Raw genomic sequence first — 23,673 nt, forward strand, 5'->3', positions numbered from 1 at the left:
CTATGAGTGAATATATTAAGAAAACTGCCATTACAGCAGCTGGCTATATTTATCAAAATCGCCAAGGTCTTAAAGTCCTGTGTGATTGGCTTGATGCGCCAACACGTTATAGTCGTGTGAAATTTGAATGTGACAATGAGAACGAAGCTCCACAAGGACTAGATGATATTGTTATTGAACGAAGTGATGGTCGAATTGATCTTCAACAAATTAAGTTTACTCCAGATACGGATAAGCATTTTTTATCTTGGGATTGGATGCTGGAGAAAACGGGAAAAACCGCACGTTCTAGGTCAATGCTACGTAAATGGTTTGATGCATTCAAACAACTTAAACCAAACCAGATTGGTGAAATTTCATTAATAACAAATCGTAGACCAGATGCAAATATTGAAGTCTGTCTGGAACTAGATAAGATTAATCCATCCAAGATCCCTGAACCTCAACGTACCCAAGTAGAGGCTGAGCTTGGAGGTATTAAAGAATGCGAATTATTTTTTGAACAATTATGTATTCGGCATAGCGACAAGGGATATCTTGCATTAGAACATGAAGTTGATGCGCGTCTTCGTGTTTATGGTACATCTGAGGGGATTGCTGTCCTCAAAAATGTTGCTCTGAACTGGGCTATACAAAAGAACTATCCTGCCCCAGACGGTTGGATCTCACAAAAAGAGCTCAGAGATATTTTGAGGGCATCACCGCCTACACCGCTACCAGAGGACTTTGTTATACCCAAAGGGTATGAAGTTCCTGATGAAATATTTCATCAACAATTTGTTCAGAGCGTGATTAATGCTACAGAAAAGGTAATTGTGCTAACAGGTCCACCAGGACGAGGGAAAAGCACCTACTTGAGTGCGCTTTGCGACACTCTTACAGATCAAGGTATCCCAACGGTTCGTCATCATTATTTTCTGTCAACAACTGAACGTAGCCGAGACCGAGTTAATAGTTATATTGTTGAACAATCTATTCAGGCGCAGATCCAACAGTTTCACGAAGATGTGCCGAAGACTTCTGGGGGCTTATATAAGCAATTAGAGGCATGCGCTGAATTCTATAAAATGCAAGGAAAACCATTCATACTTATTCTTGATGGTTTGGACCATGTTTGGCGCATTAACTCTGAAGATAAACAGCCTCTGGATGACCTTTTCTCTCAGATAATCCCTTGCCCGGATAATATGATACTGCTCGTTGGTACTCAACCAGTAAATGATATCCAATTACCTACAGATTTACTTGCCGCTGCACCAAAGAGCGAATGGTATACGTTACCTGCAATGTCTGAGAGCGCAGTCCTTTCTTATCTACGTAAAGTACTCCAAGAGGGGAGGCTTACAACTAGTTTTGGGACTAATCTACAAATTGAAGAACAGCTACAAGATGCCGCTTTTGCTCTCCGTAAAAGAACGAATGGTCACCCGCTTTATATTATATATGCTACGGCGGAACTGGAGCATTCTGGCCTCAGTCTATCTGGTAGGGATATTGACCAACTAAAAGGTGATTTAAGCAAGGATGCAAAGTTCTACTATGCATCCTTGTGGGTGCATCTTCTTCCGAGCCAAAAAGATACTCTGAGGCTTATATGTGCTTTTCCATTTTTTTGGCCAAAGACTGCTTTTTTAGATATTGCTAGAAATATCAAGGCGACAGAACCAAACGTGGATAAAATAGAGCATTTGCTTCACTCATCGACAGCAGGTTTGAAAGTCTTTCATGAAAGTTTGGCTGTCTTTGTACGCTCAACTGATGGCTATGAGGAACGAATTAATCAATTGATGCCAGCAGTTGCAGACTGGCTTGAGCATCAAGGACCCTCTTCATTGTGTGTAAACTGGTTATGGACAGTTCAAGCGAAGATGGGTAATCCCAATAATCTCATCACTGGGCTTACTCGTGACTGGATCATGCGACGGTTAGAAGAGGGGTATCCTGTATCTTTATTTGACATGCTATTGTCAGATGCCCTGGTCATAGCGCTTGAAAGCGCAAAATTTGCAGATGCCTATCGTTTATCGCATTTAAAGAACCGAATGGTAGATGGTAGTAAATTTCAGGTGCAATATGATGATTTCGCAAGACTTGTTTCCTTTTCGTTGACGTTGGCAGAGGAAAGTGTGATACGTGAAGCGTTCGCATCTAGACATGAAGCAGATATCCTAGATGTTACTGCTCTTGGTTTAGCTCTACACTACAGGGGGGAGCATGTTTTAGCAGAAATTTGTGGTGAGGAAGCTTTGCATCGTTTCAAAGGAGTGAGCCAGTTTTCTCATCGGTATAATTCAAACTCGGGCTTTGATGAGTTTACCTTTCTAGCTAGTTCATTTGCTAAACTTGGTGTTGTAGGTGCTACTTCTGAGGAACTTACTTGGTTGGTTGATAAAAATGAATCTCCCGCATGGCTTCCTTGTGTTCAGATTCTGATTGATGACGGTAGATTAGATGATTTGATGGCTGTTGTAGCAGCACTACCTGCTAGCTATAAAAAGCATATCGTCAGTGATGCTTGTATTCGTGCAGCAGCAAATATAGGCGTATATATTACTGAGCGTGAAGATTTTAACACATTAGTTAGAACACCATTTGTGGCTGCAATAGAGGCTGCTCTTACAAAAAATTCAATTCCACTGAATGACCAAGTTCCTGTAAATTGGCTACATGGAAGCTATTACGAACGCAAGGATAATTTGGCTTTACTGGCTCACAATTGGCTATTTGGTGCCGTACATCTGAATCTTTGTATGATTGCAGAAGGACAAACAAACTTCGAGCATATTACAGCTCCTATTTACGAAGATAGAGAGAATATCACTGATTATCTTAATGTACTATCCGAAATTGGCTCTCAAATAGCCCAGCGATGGTGGTGCGGGGAATTTATTCACTTTCATGAATTGTACGAGTTACTAGAGCCTGTTGAATTGCAGCGATTTAGACAAAGTTATCATAGCAAATCAGCTGCATCAGATTTTCAAGCGGCGCTACACCGTATTGCTTGTGATGTGCATATCGGTAGTGTGCTGTTAGCAGGAACAGGTACTGTGACGCTTTCTCCTAGAACCATTGAGGCTGCTTTGCAATGTACTTGGTTTGATAGTGCGTCATTTCGCACTCAATACTCATCTGATTTATTGAGCAGAATGACCGATGAAGCTGCTGTAATATTCATTGGTGCTCAGCGTTTATTGCTCGATGCAGGCGTTCAAAATGAGACTAGTGTACATCTCCAGATACCATTACAACTATGCATGATAGCTATTTCCCACAGACTAAATTCGGAAGCTCGTGAACTTTGTACACAGACGTGGGAACTGACAATCGGATATGGGCATCGAAAAGATCCGACACTAAGTAATACAGTTGATGCTATCGCTTATTTAGCTGATGTAGAACCGAAGGAAGCTTGTCGATTACTAGCTAAAATCGCTCCACAGATCCATTGTATTTTAGATTATACTGATGGTAAGGGAACTAGACATGTTCTTTCTGAAGCAGATAGGTTGCTGGCAAAGCTTAAACCTTCCGCACTGGTGATCAAATTTGAAGAGCATACCAGTATGGGTGACTGGGCTCTGGCTGAGAGCAGTATACGAGCCTATATAAAACAGGGGGCCATCGAAGAGTGGCCTCTGGATGCTTTAATGCGCACAGGCCTGCATCCTGGAATTCTGGATGACCTACAACAACTTATAGAGAATGGTTGTACAACTGCTTCCGAGCGACTTCGCATACTTGAAGAGCACAATGGATGGGATATTGGTTGTATACGGGATCACGAAAATTCAGGCAGCGGTACTGATGACAAACTTTATAAAGGTGATGTGACGGTTTTTGGACCAGATAAATTAGAAGACTTGCTCAAAGATCTGGATCCATATTATAAAGAGCGCCCAAAACTTCTCCGTACTTGGTACCAATACTGGGAAAGCAGAAATCAGGGACGAAATTTACTGATTGAACTAGATAGGATTCTATTTACAGGAAACAACAAATGGATGAGGGAAGCCTTAGATCTTTCTGAGTTTGCTTTTCAAACAAAACGTAGAGCAAGTGGACTGAGTGCAGCCTGGAAGTATCTTATTCATGCACAAATTCGTAACGGAGGATGGATTGGTTACTTTGAGAACATGGATGTGACTCGCAACAGGCTGGACCTAATTGCCCAAAATTATCCACAACGTTGTGATGAATTTGTGACTGCAACAGCCTATAGCATGTTTGATGAGCCTGTATCGTCGCGTTTAGCCCCATCGGAAATCATGGTCTATTTCTATGTTAAGCAAAATCGTATAGATGAAGCTGTAAAGTTCACGGAGACGATGGTTAATTGTGTGATTGAAGATACGCGTACTTTGCCTTTGGAAAAACCTTGCTGGATGACAGAGCTAATCGAACCTATCTCCATGGAGGTTAAATGAACGACCTTCGAATTCTTATTGCTCGTCTTGGGTGGCCTTCTACGTCAGCTCGGTGGTGGACTATGCAGGAACTTGCCGCTCGGCTAGGAAAGCCAGAGACAAAAGCTGAAACCGAATCCTCGTTGCTTCACTTACTGCGTTTGCGCAAATTGGAAGCTGAAGTTGTAGAAGTGTTATGTATTTTTTGGATAGCAGTTAAAGAACTTAACTACTCCCCTCCTAATTTTTTGGCAGAGAATATTATTTCTCCCTCTCCACTTTCAGTATTGTTAATGAATGCTATTGGGTCATCGATTTACCTCAGTAATAATGACCTGACGTTAGTTTCAGAGGACTTTATCATTCCGGATGACTTCGATATTGTTCAAGGTGCAGATTTACCTAGGATATTCCATACAACCATTAGTAGGTTAGAAGCTTTTTCTCACCGTCCATTTGTGCGGCAAATGGCCTTCGAATGGACAAAAAACAGGATGGCCTATCCGGAGGCACCGTATCAAGGAGATGCAGGATACTTCATTCGGCCTCTAGGAGATGGTTTTGCTCCTCATTTTTCCACTCGTACTGCTCTTCGTGCAATTTCTGCTTATCTTCGTACGCTAGCTGTGGCCAGACACTTCTGGGAAATACCGGCGGAGTTGATTAATCAACAATCTCTCTTAGCGTTACCAATCCATCCAACGTTAGCTTTCCTTCGACCGAAACGGCCTGAGTGGCTGCCAACATTCACTGAACTCAACGGAGATAGTAAGGAGATCGAGGCTTCATTGCTCACTCTCCTTGCTCAAGTAGAGGTGGAAAACTCTGGAGATGAGCTAATTGCCTTTAGTTCTCCCATTTCAATGTCAATGGAACAATGCATAGAGGTGTCAATTGTTCGGTGGTTACAAATCGGTAATGGCGATATGGGAGAGACAGAGTTGGGATCTCACCTCGAATCGTTCTGGAGAGAAGGGTTGATGCTTTCCAGTCAAGCACAGGAGCCTCTCAGTTCAACTACATTGGTAGTTCCACACTGGGTGAACAAAGATTGTAAGGCTTGGCCATTAGCGGGAACGCTCGATCTTGGTCGGATAGGATACCTTCAACATGATCTGTATCCGTCTCGGCTATTTTTACCGACGATGGTAGGCTCTGAAAATGTAATTGAAATTACACCGTATAAAGATGAGCTACAAGCAAAGATAAAGGAACAGGTCATTGCAAAATTTCACTATTGGAACGCGGGCTGGGGACCAGCACAGCCCCGGCAGCTAAAGGGTAATTGTGGAACTGCGCTTATCTCACGGGGCACTGCATATCGCGAAGGCGCGGAAGTAAACAAGACACAGCGTACATTTTACTCTTGGCAAGTGCGTATATTGCATCGTAATGGTAGTTATGAGCAATTCGATGAAAAAATTACAAGAGGTGTAATATTTGTTTGATATTATTTCTAATTTTTCTGAGTGGTTACACCTATATCAACCAAACAATACATTATCCTCGTTAGTCCCCAGTTCTCCATTTGCCTGCCAATTATCCATTCGACTAGCTGCTCTTCAGTTTTCATCTTCAAGGCATTCAGCCAATCATTCAAAGGAAAACCTAACATCAAATCATACCAGCACAGCCACATTAGTTTATGGCGTAGATCAGAGTCATTGAACTGATTGAACAGGCTAATTAGCTTATTAGCAAATGAACGTTGCCCAAGGCGGACACACTCGCTGAGAAGAATCCCCTCTAACATGGGGGTGATAACGTACAGGCGGTTATCAATCAATCCATATCAGACTGTACTGATAACGGCTCAGGCAACGTTCTACCGTGGATTAAACGGTACAGGCATGCCAAGAACGACAGCGGGCGTGCTGTCGGTATCTGGAAAGCGTATATCAGCTACTATCAGCTGGTGGCTATGCTTGATTAAGGGATTGCACATTCCCCGATAAACGGCGATTTTGGTAAAGCTAGCCAGCTCAAGTAGTGACGTAGCTATGCCTCATGAGAGTCATGATACTTTTTCATTGTTGAATTTTCAGTGTGATTTAAATGTTAGTGTTACTAACGTAGAATAGGGGCTCGATGTGATGATTAAGCTCTGGATTCGGCAATACGTGCTTGTAACCAATGCTCAATCTCGCTCTTTAACCAACGAGAGCTACGCCCCAGTTTTATCGGCTTTGGAAATTCACCATCTTGGATCAATTTATAAAACCATTTATCCGTTAATCCGGTTAAACGGGTTATAAATTTCATATCAACGAATTGATCATCTAATAAGGGAATCGCTTGAGTGCTCATTATTGAACTCCTGTCTTTAAAGTTAAAAGGCAGAAGGGATATCGATGAATATTTAGGGATATCTCTCTTCCAAAAGATATCCCCCTCATGTTTTTTATTGCTAGATTAACGGCTGCATCCAAAAGAACGCTCGCCATCACCATAATATTTTGTATGCTCTTTGGCTAAGTAACTACAGCGCTGGTTTAATTCGAATATCGTACTTTCATTGTTGGTATTATTGTTATCTAGCCAAGTAACTGCATTGTCTGGGATATGAACTAAATAACGCTTGTCAGGGAAGTTAACATCTATAGCACTACACCATGCCTGCTGTATTAATGCATAGAGTGTTCCTTCAGTTTTGATGAAATCACCTAGGTTCCAATAAACATCTTTATTTAATAGCAAAAGTACATGGTAGTGTTTTTTGTTGTTTATCTCACCAAACTCTCTGGCCCATACATAAAACAAGGGGCATGAATGGTTACGCTTCCATATTTTATTTTTACGTTTTAGGTCAGCATTTATTTTGGCTTTTAACGATTCAAAAAATCGGGTGATGGCATTGGAGTCACTTAAGTGAAGTATATCCGATGAAGGAAAGCGCAAGTCCACTCGAATAGCAGTAACTCGATTATAGGTTAAGAGTGATTTACAAATAGTGTGGTTTATCTTCTGAATGTAATGCTCGTTGTGGGTGTTTCTAGACATGATTGATACCTTTGGTTAGTTTTATTTCATATCTAGAATGGATGTTGTTAAAAATAAGAATTCATCACTTTATAAAAATGATGAACATATGGATGAGTGAGTCAGTGACAGGGTAATGATTAATATTATAGGTGTGGTTATGGGATAGGTTTTCTTTATTAATATAATACTATACCAACACGGCCGGGCTCTTCTCTATCTCATCACCGATACCGTGATAGAGCGCTTTTGAATAAAGGTGAACTGATGCTTTTTCAAGTAGATCAACTCTGATATTAATTTATCTAAAGATTATCCTTCATTCTAACTATAATTTTACTATTATAGTGATATTTAGCACGTAAATCCTGTTTCTTACATGATACAAGGTAACTATAAATGCTACGTAAAATACTACGTTAATTGCTAGGTAAGGATAAAATCTCATGATAAAAATTGACGATGATTACTTAGGTTACAGGCAGATATATGCAATAGAGTTTTATTTGTTAAAAAATAAAATCGTAATAGATCAAAACTTTAATATTGGTCATTTCACTGATAATAGAAAAGGAAAGTCTAATCGTGATCTGTTAGATGAAATAAAATTGTATATGTCAGAAAGAAATACTTTTTTAAATTTTGAAAATTGTTTGTCTTGTTATAAAGAAAATTTAATTGAAATTGGAAAAATAAAATCTTTAAAGAATGAGCGAATTTTACTTATAGTAATGAACTACTTAATGATATTTTATAATGAAAAACTAAAAGAGAATGAAAATAATCACCAAATAATGACAATGAGTAGTTATTCTCCATTTGACCTTGATGAGATGATAGGGAGCGATTCTTTATTGAAATATGTAATTTGTTTTATTGACTATATTTGTATGATGGTGAGTAAAAGCAATTTTGAATTTTTGTTTTTGGATTTTTTAAATAAAAGTATGTCATATGTTGATAAATATAAAGATGTATTTTCATTTATTAATAAAACCGATGATTCATTAGATTGGTTGATTAAGAGAATGCTGAAAGAAGATGTGGAGGTTTCTCGCGATATAGCTCTTTTGATAAGGAATGAAAAATGGAAGGTAATTAACTCTTGCTTTGATTACTGGGCAATCACTTCAAATCCTAAACACGTGGATTATTTTCTTTCCAGAACAAGAAAAGCATGGAGTCAAAAGAAATTCCGTGATGGCGTTAAAGGTAAAGAGGTATTGAATACCTATATATCTAAAGAATCAAAGTTAAAATTAAAAAAAATAGCAAAGCTTCATAATAAAAATATTAATGAAATTATTGAAGCTATGATTGATCAAATTGACTTACCAGAGGAACCATTAAAAAAGCTAATATTGACAGCTAAAAAGGCAAATTAAAAACACTACAGATATATATTATTAACTTGAATAGCCACAATGATTTTTCAAGGATGTAATATGAACCTACAACCCGAATTAGGAAGGGTGATATCCGCCTTTCCTGCTTCATTTAAAAATCTGTTTTTCAACCAACTGAACCACCTAATCAACTACTCCCCCACCATCGGTCTGATGGGCAAAACAGGGGCTGGAAAATCTAGCTTAATCAATGCTCTATTCCAATCTAAACTGTCGCCTGTGAGTAATGTCTCTGGCTGCACACGCCAAGCCCAACGCTTCAGTATGACGATGAACAACCACACACTCACCTTCGTTGATTTGCCCGGTGTAGGGGAAAGTCTTGAGAGAGATAGAGAATACCACCAGCTATATCGTAACTTATTACCAGAACTGGATTTAATCATTTGGGTACTCAAGGCCGATGATAGGGCATGGTCCTCAGATGAACAGTGTTATCGCTTTCTCACTGAGCAATGCGGTTATCATCCAAGCCGCTTTCTATTTGTGCTAAACCAAGCCGACAAAATAGAGCCCTGTCGCCAGTGGGATGAACAGTACCACCAGCCATCCCCTGAGCAAGCGGCTAGCTTAGAATTGAAGCAACAAGGCGTGATAACCGCATTTAAGCCGCATCATCCTGTGATGGTTGTATCTGCAATCGAAAACTATCAACTCACTGAATTAACAGAGCAACTAATACTGGCGTTACCGGCGAAAGCCAGTAGCGGTGTCGCTAGACAACTGAACAACACTTACCGGACGCAATCCGTAGAGAACTCCGCACGTAACGATTTTGGGCAATGTGTCAGTGATATCGTCGATACGCTGATAAACATCCTTCCCCTACCTGTCTTGATAAAAAGCACGATTGGTACAGTCAAAAACAACATTGTTTCCGTCGCTAAATCCCTGTGGAGCCTATTCTTTTAACTTCCTACGTTAACTCATTATTCATCACTCTCAGCGCCAGTCCTTAACGGGATTGGCGCTTTTTTATTTCTTTTTATTGGAGTATCAACTTATGAATCATTCAACCGAATCCGCTATTGCAGTGACTCTCGTTCCTGATGAACAACGCCTTGATTTTTGGTTCAACCATTTTGGTGCAGTTAAAGGCTGGGCCACTTTTGAGATAGTGACCTTCACTACGATGGGGCAGTTTTGTGAGGCCTATAACGGTGGCTATTGGGAATATTGCACCCTCTCCAATGGTGGGGCGTTTATTTATCCGGATATATCAGAAGAGGCACTGACCTTATTCAACATGCATAACGGCAATGAAGCGCAGGTCAGTTGTGAAGCCGCAGGGATTGCGGTGTGCCTGATCCTGTACAGCATCTGGTCATTCCAAACAGAAAGCGAAGTGATGTGCGACCGCTTTTATCAGTTGCGTGACTACGCGTTACAACATCCCGAATCCGCTGCCATTTTCCACTTAATTGATTAATCCGGAGTTTTATCATGAGTTTATTAGCTTCGCGTTTTGGCTCTGCTAACAGTATTCGCCGTGAGCGTCCACTCACTATCGAAGAGTTATTCCGTACTGTACCGAGTGTATTTTCTGAAGAGAAGCACGATTCCCGCAGTGAACGCTATACCTACATCCCGACCATTACCTTGTTAGATAGCCTGCAAAAAGAAGGCTTCTATCCGTTCTTTGCCTGCCAAACTCGGGTGCGTGATATCAGCCGTCGAGAGCACACCAAGCATATGTTGAGGTTGCGTCGTCATGACCAAATCACGGGCGTACAAGTCCCTGAAATTATTTTGCTCAATAGCCATGATGGCTCAAGCAGTTATCAGATGTTGCCGGGGCTCTTTAGAGCCGTATGCTCCAACGGTTTGGTGTGCGGTGACGTATTAGGGGAAGTGCGTGTCCCCCATAAAGGGGATGTGGTGGGTAAAGTGATTGAAGGAGCCTATGAGGTACTCGATACGTTTGAGCAGGTCGCTGAAAAACGCGAAAGTATGCAGTCGTTATTGTTACCTCCACCCGCCCAGCACGCCTTTGCTGAAGCGGCTTTGACCTACCGATTTGGTGATGAATTTCAGCCCGTCACGCGAGAGCAAATTCTACAGCCTCGACGCTTTGAAGACAAAAAAGAAGACCTCTGGACGGTGTACCAACGTCTACAAGAAAACCTGATTAAAGGGGGATTATCAGGCAGAACTGCAAAAGGTAAACGCGCTCGTACTCGTTCGGTGAATGGTATTGATGGGGATATCAAACTCAATAAAGCCCTGTGGGTGATGGCAGATACCTTATTTAACCAACTTACCCCTCGCCAGCCCAACTAATTTTCCCGCCCTGACAGGTTGTGTCTCTATACTTCACTTTTACATTGTTTAAATAAAAAGCATAACCTTATTAATCAATAAATTACTTATAGTGATTTTTCACTAAAAAGCCCAATGAGAATTTTTCCCAACAGACATAACCTGTCAATCCCCTAAGTTAAACTCCCTTACCCCTATAATTTCTAACTGTCTGTTATTGAGAGCAATACGTTATGTTTCAGACCAACCGAAAATATGACCGCATGGCTGTGCGACTCGCTGCACTGATTGCCCGCTTAATGGCGGGCGAAAGCCTTGTGCTCTCGCATTTAGCCCAAGAGTTCAATGTTTCTGAACGCACGTTACAACGGGATTTACGTGAACGCTTGGCTTATCTGGGTGTAGAAGGTCGGCAAGGTTGTTATCGCTTGCCCATCAATACGCTAAAAGCTTACCGAGACAAAGATGTTCTTACCTTTGTGAAACAGATTGGGATGACTCGATTATTTCCGGGGCTAGACAGTCGCTTACTCGGATTACTATTAACCCAGCAGCCCCATGCGCCTTGTTTGATTTGGCATCATGCCCATAAGATTTCGGCTTTGCATGCCGACCATTTCTATCAATTGGTGTATGCCATTACCAGTAAGCAATCCATAAGCTTACTCACGCCTGAGCGTCGTTTTAATCCACTACAACCTTATCAACTCATTTACCGTGAAGGTCAGTGGTATTTATTGGCGGAATACCACCAGCAAGTACATGTCTTGTTGTTAGAGGATATCCAGCAAGTTCAATCACTCAATACCCCCTTCACACCGAAACACGCAGTGATGCAACTGTCACAACAAAACAGTTTTATCGCGGCATTACCGCATTTTAGATTGATATCACAAGTACTTACCTCTCTTCCATCACACAAAGAAAGGAGCCGACCATGACGTTATTAACCCCACTAGCATCGCATCCCACACATTGCCCTCACTGTTCTTCTGAGCAAGACATCATTGCATGGGGTTCGGGTTGGATGTGCCGCGATTGCGGTCACGAATGGGTCATGCCTATTCATAATCACCCTCACACAGTGAATTCATCATCACATAAGGAAGCTTAAAAATATGAACACCGTTTCACACTTACAACTGGGTTTAGAACGCATCGCTATCGTTATCAGTATCTTGTTATGCCTTTGGATCACAGGGGTATTGCTAACACATTTCCAGCTTATCGCCCTCATCATGAACCCATATGGGATCACATTGATGTACTTCGTTTTATATCTTTTGGCTTTGGTTATCCCACAACTCTTGGCGCAATTGGGCTTGTGGGTTTTAAGTGCCTTTAAGGGAATTGATTATAGAATCCATTTCAACCCCAAATTAATTGCCATTATCTCGTCCATCATTATCGGATTAGCCTTCTCTAGCCTACTGATTATCATGTCATCCGGTTGGTTATACGGTTTTACTGAAAATATCGCCACCACGATATTGCTGATTGATTTGCTTATCGCCAGTGGTATTGCCTTTTATCTTCATCAACGAATTCGTCACTGGGTTTCAGTGCAACTAAACCGTCAGTCATCACATTAACCATGATCAGCAATTTTTGTTGTGGATACCTTATTCACCATTCACCCGATAACCACCGAATACGCCATATCAGGGAAAACCAAGCACCCATTAGACGGTGTTCATCAAGCGTCAATCTGACGTTTCTATTTATGTTGATAGGAATTGATAATGAAAAAATATGTATTTGTGGCTGCATTAGCCTCACTGTGGTTGATGACATCATCAGCCTCCGCCACCAGCCAGCCCCCTAAAAATACCATTTGGGAGTATAAAGGTGATGGCGGTAAAACCTTATGGCAAGTGTGTGGAAGCCAAAACAGCGCCTGTAGGATTGTAGGCTCAACCAAGCATTATGTTGCTGTACTGAATCATAAATCCGCGTCAGGTTGTGCATTTGGTGATTTTTATATCGTGGCAAGAACTGACGGAAACTGGCAACAACGTGATACGGGCACTTGTAGCCCTAACGCCTATGTCCAAAAAGGAACCATTAATAATGGTCAGTACTCTTCGGTCGATATTGGTGTTGGCGGGACGATTGTAGCTCGTTACCCCATTGGGTATTGGAGTATGCAAAAAGAGTTCTCAGGCAAGAACCGACCACGCTGGAAAGAAAAAGACCGTACTAAAGGCGGATTGCAAACCAATCAACAATAAAAAACATTCTCGCTACCGTTACTTGTGGTAGCGAGGACGATACAAGATCACAAAAGGAAATGTAATGACTAAGATAAAAAGTGTATTTGCGATAGGATTATTGGCATTCAGTGCATTTAGCTTGGCTGAAGAACAACAGCGTTATGCAAGCATCACACATACTAGCTCAAATTTTATTAACCAAGGCTACTGTGGTTATTCATTTACCCTCGATAATGGCGGTAACCATATGGTTCTAGACCATGCGGAGTTTGGTGCGCTTGAGATAACCTTGAGAATGAAAGATAGGCAAGGAAAAGTATTAGGAGATACGGTACTGGAAGTGGAACCTTTTGGCGATTCTAGCGCCACTCGTGCGACTTTTGCTGGATTGGAAATTCCTTGTGAAGATGTTGCTGAGTTTGAAGTGGTTAAAGCCGTGGAAGATCAGAACGGACGTAAGGTTGAGTTACCACTATCCATTTTTCAGGCCAATAATCCAGAGCTGGCGAAAATGTCGGTGGCTGGGGAAAAATAATTATTTATAATAGCAACTAACCTATTAAAGATGCAGGTATATTTGCTTGCATCTATATTCTTCTTGGATGGCTTATGAGTTTTTTAGATAAGGTTGAAAGGTTCATTACCTATTTGGTTTTTATTCTATATATGGTTGCTAATCTAACCTTACTAGGTAAAGATTTTTCTTTCAAAAAAGAAATTATCATTTCTCTAGCTATCTTACTAATAATTATTAGCTTTTTTCTATGGGATTCTGTTAAGACCATATCAAGAGATTTTATTTATGTAGATAAGCAAAAAGCACAAAAAAAACCATCGGGTATAACAACATTAATATCATGCTTTATTTTTATGTTGATGATATTTTTTATGAACATCAATCAGATAGAGTGTGCTCGTTGGAGCCTGTTAGGTTTTGTAATTGCAGTTTTAATTAACTCTGCATTATTGTTTTATGATCTTGAAACTAATGGCTATGGTATTTTTAATAAAGCAAGAATAACATTTGGAATAATAACATCTATTATTTATTTTATTTCTAGTGCATTTGCATCTAGTGTTTTTCTAAATATAAGCAATATGGATTTGGCTAAAACTCCTATGGTTGAAATTAGCCTTGAAGTGATATTTTTTGCGTTTTTTGCATTTTTATTCCTTCAGCCTTTAACATATTTTTTCTTTTTACATTTATCAAATAAAATGAATGTTATCCAAACGATAGCAAGTTTACTTCTTATCGGTATTACTTCAATTGTATTAGCTTTAGCGCCAATATGGCTAGGTAATTTCATGGTTTTATCACTTGATTTTGCTACAAATTTTGAGTGGAAAACCTCAGCATATTGTGGACAGAGGAAAATAAGTAATCCTAAAGAAAGATATTTTGGTTTTCATGCTGATAAGTATACTGTCTATTATTCCGATAGAAATGGAAAATGGGGATTTGAAGAAATAAGATGTATAAAAAATCAAAATGGCGATGATTCTTTTATAAAGTTATCTATAGATGAAAACCCTATGCCTAAGTGGTTTAATGATTCCGAGAAAGAGTAAAGTAAAATACTTTACTTAAATAAGGTCTCTTACAGGGTACAATGCAATAATACCATGTTAAAGTTAGTGATGTTGGTCAGCTTACTAGAATCACAATTACTTGTATTAGATAACCATCAGAAAAAGTAAGAATTTCATCTGTTGGTACATGCGTTGGTATAAATAATTTTATACTTTTATATTTTAATTTAGATCATGAGGTTAAGTATTATGTGCGAGTCCGGCCTTCGCACTATCTTGACGTATGCTAACGTCTCAAATCATCCATAAAATAAAAAATATCTAAAAAAAATCAATGACAACTTTATCCAGTGGCATCTTATAACGTCTCTTGATGTCCATCTCCAAAAGGGGCCAAATAATGGGCACTTCAGTTCGATTGTTATAGGTGCCCCCTCAATGCCACTCAACGTTAAGCAAATAGAGGTTTTAAAGCCCAAACGCATGGCGATAGCGGAGAGCTTTATCTTAGGCTGCTTAACTGCTGTAGATGAGCCTTTAAGCTAGATTTTATGGCTTTCCCTACCTCCAGCAACGCGTACAGCCACAAAATGCCTCTGTTCTTAGATAATAACCCTGCCTGACTTATGCCAAGCCCTACAAAGGGCTGTAGGTTTTCACTCTTACCATTCTTGATTCAGCCTTTAAACGTGAATTAAATTGGTGTACTTAACCTAAATTCAGGTAATATGAACAATTAATAGTTAAAGGCCAACGATTACAGGAGAGAGTATGGCATATCCGACGTATTTAGTGTTAAAAGGTAAAAGCCAAGGTTTGATTTCGGCAGGGTGCTCATCTCAGGATTCAATCGGTAATCGCTATCAGATAGGCCATGAAGACGAAATTCAAGTAATAGGCCTAAATAGCGGTTCTTTTCGCGAGCAGAATGCTTCATATAAACCCGTCGTATTTACTAAGCCGATTGATAAATCATCTCCTTTACTTTCGGTGGCTTTGGATAGTAACGAAGTGCTAGAAGCAAAATTTATGTTTTACCGCACCAGTCAAGCGGGGCAACTTGAAAAATACTACGAAATTAAACTCACTGGCGTTTCCTTGATTGAGATTTCCGACATATTTCCTGATTCAATAAAAGATAATGAATCCATGCCATACCAACGCATTCAAATGAAATACGAATCTATATCAAGAAGTCATTTAATGGCGAACACATCAAGCTACAGTATTAATAGTGAGATGGTTAAGTAGTTTTTAGTATCAAAAGAGATGAATATTACTTACACATCTCTTTTGATATAACATATTCATTTGGTGCAAAAATAGATGATTTATAGCACGTGTAGTAGCCTTTCGATGCTAAATCAATGCTGACATAGGCGGAAAAGAAAAAGCTAAATATGATACCCACTACCCCGATTCCGGCAAACAAACTGGCTAATTTATTATTCATTTTTTTTGGTTTTTTTGTATATCCACATGTAAAAGATAGGTATGAAAAATAAATAATAAAAGGTGCTGCAAAACAAAGTAGACCAGTTTGAAATGAAAATAAAATTCTATCTTTCATCATGAAATAATTTTTATAATAAATGATAGAGTTATAGAAACAAAATAAAGCTAAAAATAAAAGAAACGCTGCAATTAAATACAATTTAAATGGGTTTATTTTAACCACGACTGAACCTCCCCCACTGTGAGAAAAATTGGTCTGGGTGATAAGGTGTTTCAGGTTTTCTTGGCCTGTGAGTTTTTAAGGCTTTAATAATACTCTCACTAATTTGGAATTCATCATCTAATTTATACAGAGCATAAGCGATTGCTGCTCCTAGTAAAAATATCCCCACGGATATGACAATAACGCTTCCTCCTGTAATTAATCCTGCGGTTGTTAAACCTCCTACAATGGCAGTACTTATCTGTGTGCTAATAGCTAATTTTGCCATATCCATGGTGATGTTCACAAAAAAATCCACTAGTGAATATTCACTTTTGAATATTAATTCTACTACTCTGTAAGCTGCTGAAAAAACGATTGCGAATCGAGTTGCACCAACGGATATGTTATTCATACCTTGGGTTCCTACACCCATGTATAGAATGCGAGGATTGTTGATTAAATACCGAGTCCCATTTAAGTAAGCTCTAACTCCAGCATGCCCAGATAGGCGAATATAAACATTACCGTTTGGGCCAACATATTCAGTTGCTTGGATATTAATATTTCTAAATTCATTGATAATTCTAGTAACACGATGAGCCTCATAGATATTTGATGAGTAATTAGAAATAAAATCACCAATACCAAATAAAGCCTCTTTAGGGTCTTTGAAAGGCGTCGGGGTGGACATATTCTTTAAAATATAATCTGCTTCTTCAATTGTAGCTACTGCGGCAACATTATCATCGTCTTTTTCATTATTCAGGATCCCCCTAATTTTTGTGAGATTTGCTTGGTAGTAAAGCTCATCATAGTTAGGTACCTCTTCGAAGCTAAATTTCGCGTCCGCATCAATGAGTGTTTTTGATACGGGATCATATTTATACGCCATGTTAATTCCCTTTCTAAAATTTAGCTTAGGTTAAGTTTATGAGAAGTGTTGATAGTATTCAATGAAAATATAAATGAGATTATGGATCCTAATAGATAACCCAGTCTGACACATGAAAAGCCCTGATTACACTACTGAGGTAATAGGGCTATAATCTATGATATTCAATAGGCTGCCTTCATTTTTCATTGGCTTATTGCAGAGGGATAGTTAATTTGATCGCCAAATCAGGGACGATATTAGGGAAATGTGAATTCCCCTAGTTTCCCTATAAACTAACAAAACCTAAATTGTCTAAATCCTTTTCACCTAAGATTTACTCTTCTTCACCCTCTTGTAATTAAGCCACTTTGTTTGAGTTGAATAGAAAGCTCTACAAGAGGCTGTCTTAAATCAACTTCTAATTTTGACGTGTTCTAAATTATCCATTGGTCAGAGAGAATAGATGGGTCGTTTAAAATCATTTTTTCCAGTAGTTGTTCGCTGGCAAGTTTGCTAGTCGTTAGCGGTTGGGGATTATCACCCACACGCCAGATAGCATGATTAATCGACATCGTTTGTTCCTTAGTTTAATGCTGCGTCGGTGAGTGCATCCGCTAGATGGAGCTGGGTTTGTTGCGCGGATTGTAGATGTGATTTCAAAGTGTCACAAATAATTGAAAGATCATTGAGTTTAGCTACAATTTTTTCTTTTTCTGTTTTAGGAGGAATTGCAATTAAACAACCTCTTAATTGAGTTTTATTGATTGAGGCAAGATTAGTCGTTTGTTTACTAGAGCCTGAAAAATATTCTCTAGCAAATGGCCCGTTTAAAAAATTTGAAAGCCAAGTAACACTTTGTTCCTGCAATAAAGTACGAGCTTTAAATACATGATTTTGATGTGCCATGTAGGGAATGTTATTTCCAATCCAAATTGCTGTACGACCAACTTTATCCCAATCTCCACCCTCAGTAATCAATAAATCATTGTTGCATACTTTGTATTTTTCCAATTCTTCAATTGGAATTTCAGTTTTTTTTATAATCCCAAGATCAATATATCCACGTTGGACGTTTACAACACTCAGATATGGAACTGAGGTTAATGTTCGACCATGCAGTTTACGGCCTTTAGTAATGCCACTTTGTATATCAACGATATCATCGAAACGACACCACTCCCACCCCTGCGGTAGCTCAAAAGGTTTTTCTTCATCACTAATCGGCGGCAATGGCTTCTGTTTTTTAATTTTTCCTTGTTTCACCAGTCGCGCTTTTTCTTGTTCAATACGTTTTAGCAGTTCAGATGCAGGTTCGTCATTAGGATCCTGAGGTACCAGCTTACCCATAACAGCCAGTTGCAGAATGGTTTGCTTTAGCGCATCGATGCTCGCTTCGGTGGTAAACAGCGTGTCGAAATGCTGATTGATTCGTGACCAGTTTTCAGAGAGTTCTTTTTCGTTTTGGCTATCAGTAAGCGTCGCTAACAGGGTATCAACTAGTTGCTGATGCGCTTCTAGACTCGTTAGTGATTGTTGTTCCAGTTGATCGCAGAGGGACATTAGTTCGTCAACTTTATTGACAATCCTTACTTGTTCTGCAATTGCTGTTAATTCAACAACTGCATTGATGGCTTTATCGGTTCCTAATCTTGGTAAGTTCATTCCATGGGTTGATTCATTTGCGTAAGCAATAAACCTTGGAGATTTAAGTAAAAGGCGAAGGTAACCAGGGAGAATATTGCCGTAGACTTTTATAGGAATAATTTCGGTTGTACATACACCACTATCATCAGCAACCAAAACTTTATCCAGATACGGTCGTAACTTCCCGTAGAGGACATCATTTTTATTAAATTTATTCTTTGAACTTTTAAATGGACGCTCAGAGAATTTAACTCGGTTTAAGAGTCTGGATGTACTCTTTTCAATATCTTCAAGTTCAACTATCCACGTATCTGCATCCGTATCTGTTGGTTCTGCCTTATCACACTCGCCATAGTTAGTAATAAAACCTAACCTTACCCACTCCCATCCCTCCGGCAATTCAAACGGCTTTTCATCTTCACTAATTTCTGGCAGCGGCTTCTGTTTTTTAATTTTGCCTTGCTTCACAAGCTCCGCTTTCTCAGCTGCAATGCGCTTTAGCAGCTCTGAGGCGGGTTCATCATTTGGGTCTTGCGGTACTAATTTACCACGTACTGCCAGTTCTAAGATCAGCTCACGCAGTTTCTTAATACCATAAAGATCAATTTTACCGCTGCTGCCACGTCCTGCGGTGGAGCGAGTTTGTAGCGCAGAAGACCAAATATCGATATGGTCGGTAATCAGTTTCTCAACGGTCATCAGTTTGTTTCCTTATTGCCAGTCAATGCGGTACCGAGGATATCGCGTAACTGATGACGCAGTTTACTGATTTCAGCTTGTTGTGCTTGGTACTGCGCCAGTAATTCGTTGGGATCGTGGCTGATCGTTTCACCTTGATACGGGTTTTTGATATCGAGGTTAAAATTACGGGCAATGATTTCATCAATGCTGACTTTCCACGCTTGATTGTTTTCTTCACGGCTGGCAAAGCCATCGGCTTCATTGCCCCACCAGTCGATTTCTGTTTGGAATTCTTCAAACTTCATCGGTTTGGTTTTGCTATAGTTTTTAACTCCCTCAGGGTAGGGGTGCTCGTAGAACCAGATTTCTTTGGTTGGCTGGCCTTTGGTGAAGAAGAGAATATTGGTTTTGATTCCGGTATATGGGTTAAATACACCATTTGGCAAACGAACAATGGTGTGTAAGTTGCACTCTTCGGTCAGCAGTTTTTTGATTTTGGTTTTGACGCCTTCACCAAACAGTGTGCCATCTGGCAGAACTACGGCTGCACGGCCTTTATCGGACAGCACTTCAATGATCAATTGCAGGAATAGGTCAGCGGTTTCGCGGGTCTGCATTTCTGCTGGGAAGTTTTTCTCGATCCCATTTTCTTCAGTGCCGCCAAATGGCGGGTTGGTAATAATGACGTCGAATTGCTCATCCCAAGCGGATAGAGGCTTGTTTAATGTATTATCATGACGAATTTGTACCGGAACTTCAATACCATGCAGTAGCATATTCGTGGTGCACAGCAAATGTGGGAGCTGTTTTTTTTCAACACCAAAGATCTGCTGTTGTAGCGTTTTATGATCTTCAGTTGTCTTAACATAATGTTCTTTCACATGGTCGAACGCACAGGCAAGGAAGCCGCCAGTACCACACGCTGGGTCCATAATCGATTCACCCAATCTCGGGTCAATACGGTTGACCATAAAGCGAGTGACCGCACGCGGGGTATAGAACTCACCTGCGTTACCTGCGCTTTGTAAGTCGCGTAGAATTTGTTCATAGATATCACCGAATAAGTGGCGTTCGGTGCTGTTGCTGAAGTCGATTTCATTCAGCTTATTGATGACTTGGCGTAAGAGCGTACCATTTTTCATGTAGTTATAGGCATCGCTAAACGCTTGTTTCACCACAAAGCCCCGTGGGTTTTTATCGATAGGCGCGGTCAGGTTTTTTAAAGCAGGGAATAAATCGTCATTAACGAATTCGAGCAGTTCATCCCCTGTGATTCCCTCGCTGTTTGCCGCCCAAGTACGCCACAAGTAACGCGAGTTAATAGGGAGTTGGTAGTCGTCTTGCTCGAGTTCAAGCTCTTCTTCCTGAGTATCAAATATTTTCAGAAATAATAGCCAAGACAGTTGCCCAAGGCGTTGAGCATCACCGTCTACACCTGCATCTTTGCGCATGATGTCTTGTAAGGATTTAATGACTGAGCTAATCGACATGTTTGTATTCCATTGGTAAAAATGAAGCCACCGGGAGCGGGTGGCTCACGGTGGTAAAATAATATGGGTTATTAGGCCTGGCGAGGTGGTAACTGATAAATTTGGTCTTCCAGCTCATTGACGGCTTGCTCGTATGCTTGTTTATTTCCAAAACTACTTTTGATGATTTCTAGCGGACGGCCTAGGCTGTCGAACGGTTTTAGTTTTAGCACCTGAATATCTTCGATTTCCTGCACACCTTCATCCGCGTATTTATCCAGCAAGGTATTGAGTACATGCTGTGCAGGTTCTGAATATTTGGTGAAGTAATTACGTTTACGCACGTTGTCAGCCCGTTCTTTACGCGTCAGGGGCGGTTGACCATAAACCACATGACAAAGGAGATCGAATGGGTCAAGGTCTTTACCCACTTCTTCTGCTAACACTTCCCAAAGCACACCAAGCTGCTGAAGTTCATCAATGATAACCTGTTTGCGCTCGGCAGAGTGCCATTTTCGAATGAAGTTATCAAGAGAGGCAAAGTCTTTATCTTTGAGTAGCGTTTTACGGGTGTAGTCCTGAAAGGATTCGGTGACTAATTTGCCATCGGCATCGTAATATTGGACGCGTTTTGCTAGCACCTTTACGGTGACGCCGTTGACATGATATTTGCGAATTCTGTTTTCTTCGCACTCTTCGAAAGCACCATTGGCACTTTCTGATGTGGCGCCATAGTGAGCGGATGATTCTTCTGCGCCCATAAATACGTCGTTATCTAACGTTTCGCTTTCTGACGTTTCACCTTCGAGTATTTCATTGAAATCCGATTCAGGATCGGAAATATCTTTAGGTGTTGTGCGGATCACTTTTTCAGGCACGCCATCAAAGCGCTCATCTGCAAACAGTTCGGTGGCTTTTTTGAAATCGAGAATGGTGAACCAGAGTTTATCAAACTTCTCGTTAATACGTGTTCCACGCCCGATGATCTGCTTAAATTTGGTCATGGATTGAATGTTTTGATCTAGCACGACCAGTTTGCAGGTCTGCGCATCCACACCCGTACTCATCAGTTCTGAGGTGGTTGCAATCACTGGGTAAGGCTTTTTCGGGTTGATGAAATTATCGAGTTGCGCCTTACCGATGTCGTCATCGCCAGTGATTTTCATCACGTATTTTTCATTTTTTCGTACTTGCTCTGGATTTAGGTTTACCAATGCACGGCGCATACGTTCAGCGTGGTCAACATCGTTACAAAAAACGATGGTTTTATCCATTGGATTGGTGCGTTTTAGGTAATCAGTGATTGTTTGTGCCACCAGCTTGGTACGCTCATCAATCACCATAGTGCGGTCAAAGTCTTTTTGGTTATAAATTCGGTCATCAATCAGTTGGCCTTGTTTATCAACTTGGCCTTTAGTGGGGCGCCAACCTTGTAAGTCGACATCGATATCGACTCGAACCACTTTATAAGGCGCCAGGAAGCCGTCTTCGATGCCTTCTTTAAGTGAATAAGTATAAACGGGGTCGCCAAAGTAATCAGTGCTGGAAACGTCATCGGTTTCTTTTGGTGTTGCGGTCAAGCCAATTTGAGTTGCACTGCTGAAGTATTCAAGAATTTCTCGCCATGCGCTGTTTTCCGATGCACTACCGCGGTGGCACTCGTCGATAACAATCAAATCAAAGAAATCGGGAGCAACTTGCTTAAAGGCTTTTTGGTGTTCTTCTGGGCCTGTAATTGCTTGGTAGAGTGCCAATTGAATTTCATAAGCTGGGTCAATTGTTCTACCTGTCACCTTTGCCATTGCGCTGCCAAAAGGTTGGAAGTCGTTATTTTTAGTTTGGTCGACAAGGATATTGCGGTCGGCAAGAAACAGAATGCGTTTTTTATTTTTAGCTTTCCATAAGCGCCAAATAATTTGAAATGCGGTATAGGTTTTGCCAGTACCCGTCGCCATTACGAGTAATACACGTTTTTGCCCAGCAGAAACGGCTTCTACAGTTTTATTAATGGCTTGTAGCTGGTAATAACGAGGGGATTTGCCGCTACTGTCATCGTAATAGTCTTGGCTGATGACAGGCAATTGTTCAGCGGTAAAACCTTTCCAAATACAGTATTTAGTCCAAAGCTGTTCAGGTGTTGGAAAATCGTCGAGTGTAATTTCGGATTCAAGCTGCGCAGGATTTGTTTTGTCGTGGAAGATAAAACCATCACCATTAGAAGCGAAGATAAAAGGAACGTCGAGTAGGCGCGCGTAATCTAGCCCTTGCTGCATCCCTTTTCCCATCTCGTGTTTATTCGCTTTAGCTTCTATGACTGCAAGTGGTAACCCCGGCTTATGGTAGAGCACTATGTCGGCTAATTTCACTGTCAACCGTGCTGCTAGCTTACCACGCACAACGACTTTACCATCGCGAAGTTTGACTTCTTGGCGGATCTGCGACATCAAGTTCCAACCCGCATCTTTAATTGCAGGGAGGATAAATTTAGTGATGATGTCTGTTTCAGTCAGATGAGTTTTATTCATACCAGCCATAGCAGCTCTCTCAAC

General features: G+C 40.5%; 20 protein-coding genes and 1 pseudogene. 13 read left to right on the top strand and 8 right to left on the bottom strand.

Annotated elements, in window-relative coordinates:
* Positions 1-2 precede the first annotated feature (2 nt).
* Both SJ312_RS18495 and SJ312_RS18500 read left to right on the top strand, forming a co-directional pair.
* Positions 3-4,427, top strand: coding sequence for an NACHT domain-containing protein (locus SJ312_RS18495; RefSeq protein ID WP_196533522.1), 4,425 nt, complete (start codon positions 3-5; stop codon positions 4,425-4,427).
* Positions 4,428-4,489: 62 nt separating this feature from the next.
* On the top strand, positions 4,490-5,854 hold the full coding sequence (locus SJ312_RS18500) for a multidrug DMT transporter permease (protein WP_319868171.1): 1,365 nt from the start codon (positions 4,490-4,492) through the stop codon (positions 5,852-5,854).
* A 649-nt stretch (positions 5,855-6,503) separates the two neighbouring features.
* On the opposite strand, the gene SJ312_RS18505 is transcribed toward SJ312_RS18500, so the two are convergent.
* Complete coding sequence (locus tag SJ312_RS18505) at positions 6,504-6,713, bottom strand: helix-turn-helix transcriptional regulator (protein WP_196533520.1); 210 nt, start codon at positions 6,711-6,713, stop codon at positions 6,504-6,506.
* Between the two features lie 105 nt (positions 6,714-6,818).
* Complete coding sequence (locus tag SJ312_RS18510; protein WP_196533519.1) at positions 6,819-7,406, bottom strand: inovirus Gp2 family protein; 588 nt, start codon at positions 7,404-7,406, stop codon at positions 6,819-6,821.
* A 425-nt stretch (positions 7,407-7,831) separates the two neighbouring features.
* Here SJ312_RS18510 and SJ312_RS18515 point away from each other — a divergent pair, with 425 nt between their 5' ends.
* The 11 genes from SJ312_RS18515 (at position 7,832) to SJ312_RS18565 (ending at position 16,047) form a co-directional block, all read left to right on the top strand.
* Positions 7,832-8,770: a hypothetical protein gene (locus SJ312_RS18515; protein ID WP_196533518.1), complete on the top strand. Its 939-nt coding sequence runs from the start codon at positions 7,832-7,834 to the stop codon at positions 8,768-8,770.
* 60 nt (positions 8,771-8,830) lie between these two features.
* Entirely contained in the window at positions 8,831-9,703 is an 873-nt protein-coding gene (locus tag SJ312_RS18520; protein ID WP_196533517.1) for a GTPase family protein, read from the top strand.
* 91 nt (positions 9,704-9,794) lie between these two features.
* Positions 9,795-10,220 carry an antirestriction protein gene (locus SJ312_RS18525; RefSeq protein WP_196533516.1) on the top strand — a complete coding sequence of 142 codons (426 nt, stop codon included), beginning with the start codon at positions 9,795-9,797 and terminating at the stop codon, positions 10,218-10,220.
* A gap of 14 nt (positions 10,221-10,234) precedes the next feature.
* Positions 10,235-11,071, top strand: coding sequence for a DUF932 domain-containing protein (locus SJ312_RS18530; RefSeq protein WP_196533515.1), 837 nt, complete (start codon positions 10,235-10,237; stop codon positions 11,069-11,071).
* A gap of 212 nt (positions 11,072-11,283) precedes the next feature.
* Positions 11,284-11,991, top strand: a complete 708-nt coding sequence (locus SJ312_RS18535) for a helix-turn-helix transcriptional regulator (RefSeq protein WP_196533514.1) — start codon at positions 11,284-11,286, stop codon at positions 11,989-11,991.
* Complete coding sequence (locus SJ312_RS18540) at positions 11,988-12,164, top strand: hypothetical protein (RefSeq protein WP_196533513.1); 177 nt, start codon at positions 11,988-11,990, stop codon at positions 12,162-12,164. The genes SJ312_RS18535 and SJ312_RS18540 overlap by 4 nt, the downstream gene beginning before the upstream one ends.
* A gap of 4 nt (positions 12,165-12,168) precedes the next feature.
* A complete protein-coding gene (locus tag SJ312_RS18545) occupies positions 12,169-12,642 on the top strand; it encodes a hypothetical protein (protein WP_319868172.1) in 474 nt (157 codons plus the stop codon).
* A gap of 150 nt (positions 12,643-12,792) precedes the next feature.
* Positions 12,793-13,281, top strand: a complete 489-nt coding sequence (locus SJ312_RS18550; protein ID WP_319868173.1) for a hypothetical protein — start codon at positions 12,793-12,795, stop codon at positions 13,279-13,281.
* 64 nt (positions 13,282-13,345) lie between these two features.
* A complete protein-coding gene (locus SJ312_RS18555) occupies positions 13,346-13,798 on the top strand; it encodes an IrmA family protein (RefSeq protein WP_196533510.1) in 453 nt (150 codons plus the stop codon).
* A 74-nt stretch (positions 13,799-13,872) separates the two neighbouring features.
* Complete coding sequence (locus SJ312_RS18560) at positions 13,873-14,835, top strand: hypothetical protein (protein ID WP_319868174.1); 963 nt, start codon at positions 13,873-13,875, stop codon at positions 14,833-14,835.
* Between the two features lie 732 nt (positions 14,836-15,567).
* Entirely contained in the window at positions 15,568-16,047 is a 480-nt protein-coding gene (locus tag SJ312_RS18565) for an Hcp family type VI secretion system effector (RefSeq protein ID WP_164565602.1), read from the top strand.
* 25 nt (positions 16,048-16,072) lie between these two features.
* Here SJ312_RS18565 and SJ312_RS18570 read toward each other — a convergent pair whose 3' ends face one another.
* The 6 genes and pseudogenes from SJ312_RS18570 to hsdR all read right to left on the bottom strand — a co-directional run bounded on the left by SJ312_RS18570 (position 16,073) and on the right by hsdR (position 23,658).
* Positions 16,073-16,474, bottom strand: coding sequence for a DUF1240 domain-containing protein (locus tag SJ312_RS18570; RefSeq protein WP_164565601.1), 402 nt, complete (start codon positions 16,472-16,474; stop codon positions 16,073-16,075).
* Positions 16,467-17,348, bottom strand: a complete 882-nt coding sequence (locus SJ312_RS18575) for a hypothetical protein (RefSeq protein WP_144139608.1) — start codon at positions 17,346-17,348, stop codon at positions 16,467-16,469. Before SJ312_RS18575 ends, SJ312_RS18570 begins: the two co-directional genes overlap by 8 nt.
* 419 nt (positions 17,349-17,767) lie before the next feature.
* A pseudogene (locus tag SJ312_RS18580) lies at positions 17,768-17,902 on the bottom strand (nuclease); the annotation flags it as partial.
* Positions 17,903-17,912: 10 nt separating this feature from the next.
* Positions 17,913-19,673, bottom strand: coding sequence for a restriction endonuclease subunit S (locus SJ312_RS18585; protein WP_319868176.1), 1,761 nt, complete (start codon positions 19,671-19,673; stop codon positions 17,913-17,915).
* Positions 19,673-21,145, bottom strand: coding sequence for an N-6 DNA methylase (locus SJ312_RS18590; protein WP_319868177.1), 1,473 nt, complete (start codon positions 21,143-21,145; stop codon positions 19,673-19,675). Before SJ312_RS18590 ends, SJ312_RS18585 begins: the two co-directional genes overlap by 1 nt.
* Before the next feature lie 71 nt (positions 21,146-21,216).
* Entirely contained in the window at positions 21,217-23,658 is a 2,442-nt protein-coding gene (gene hsdR, locus SJ312_RS18595) for an EcoAI/FtnUII family type I restriction enzme subunit R (RefSeq protein WP_319868178.1), read from the bottom strand.
* Positions 23,659-23,673 lie beyond the last annotated feature (15 nt).

The organism is Providencia sp. CIM-Carb-044, from assembly GCF_033901115.1.
GTDB classification, from domain to species: Bacteria; Pseudomonadota; Gammaproteobacteria; order Enterobacterales; family Enterobacteriaceae; genus Providencia; species Providencia hangzhouensis.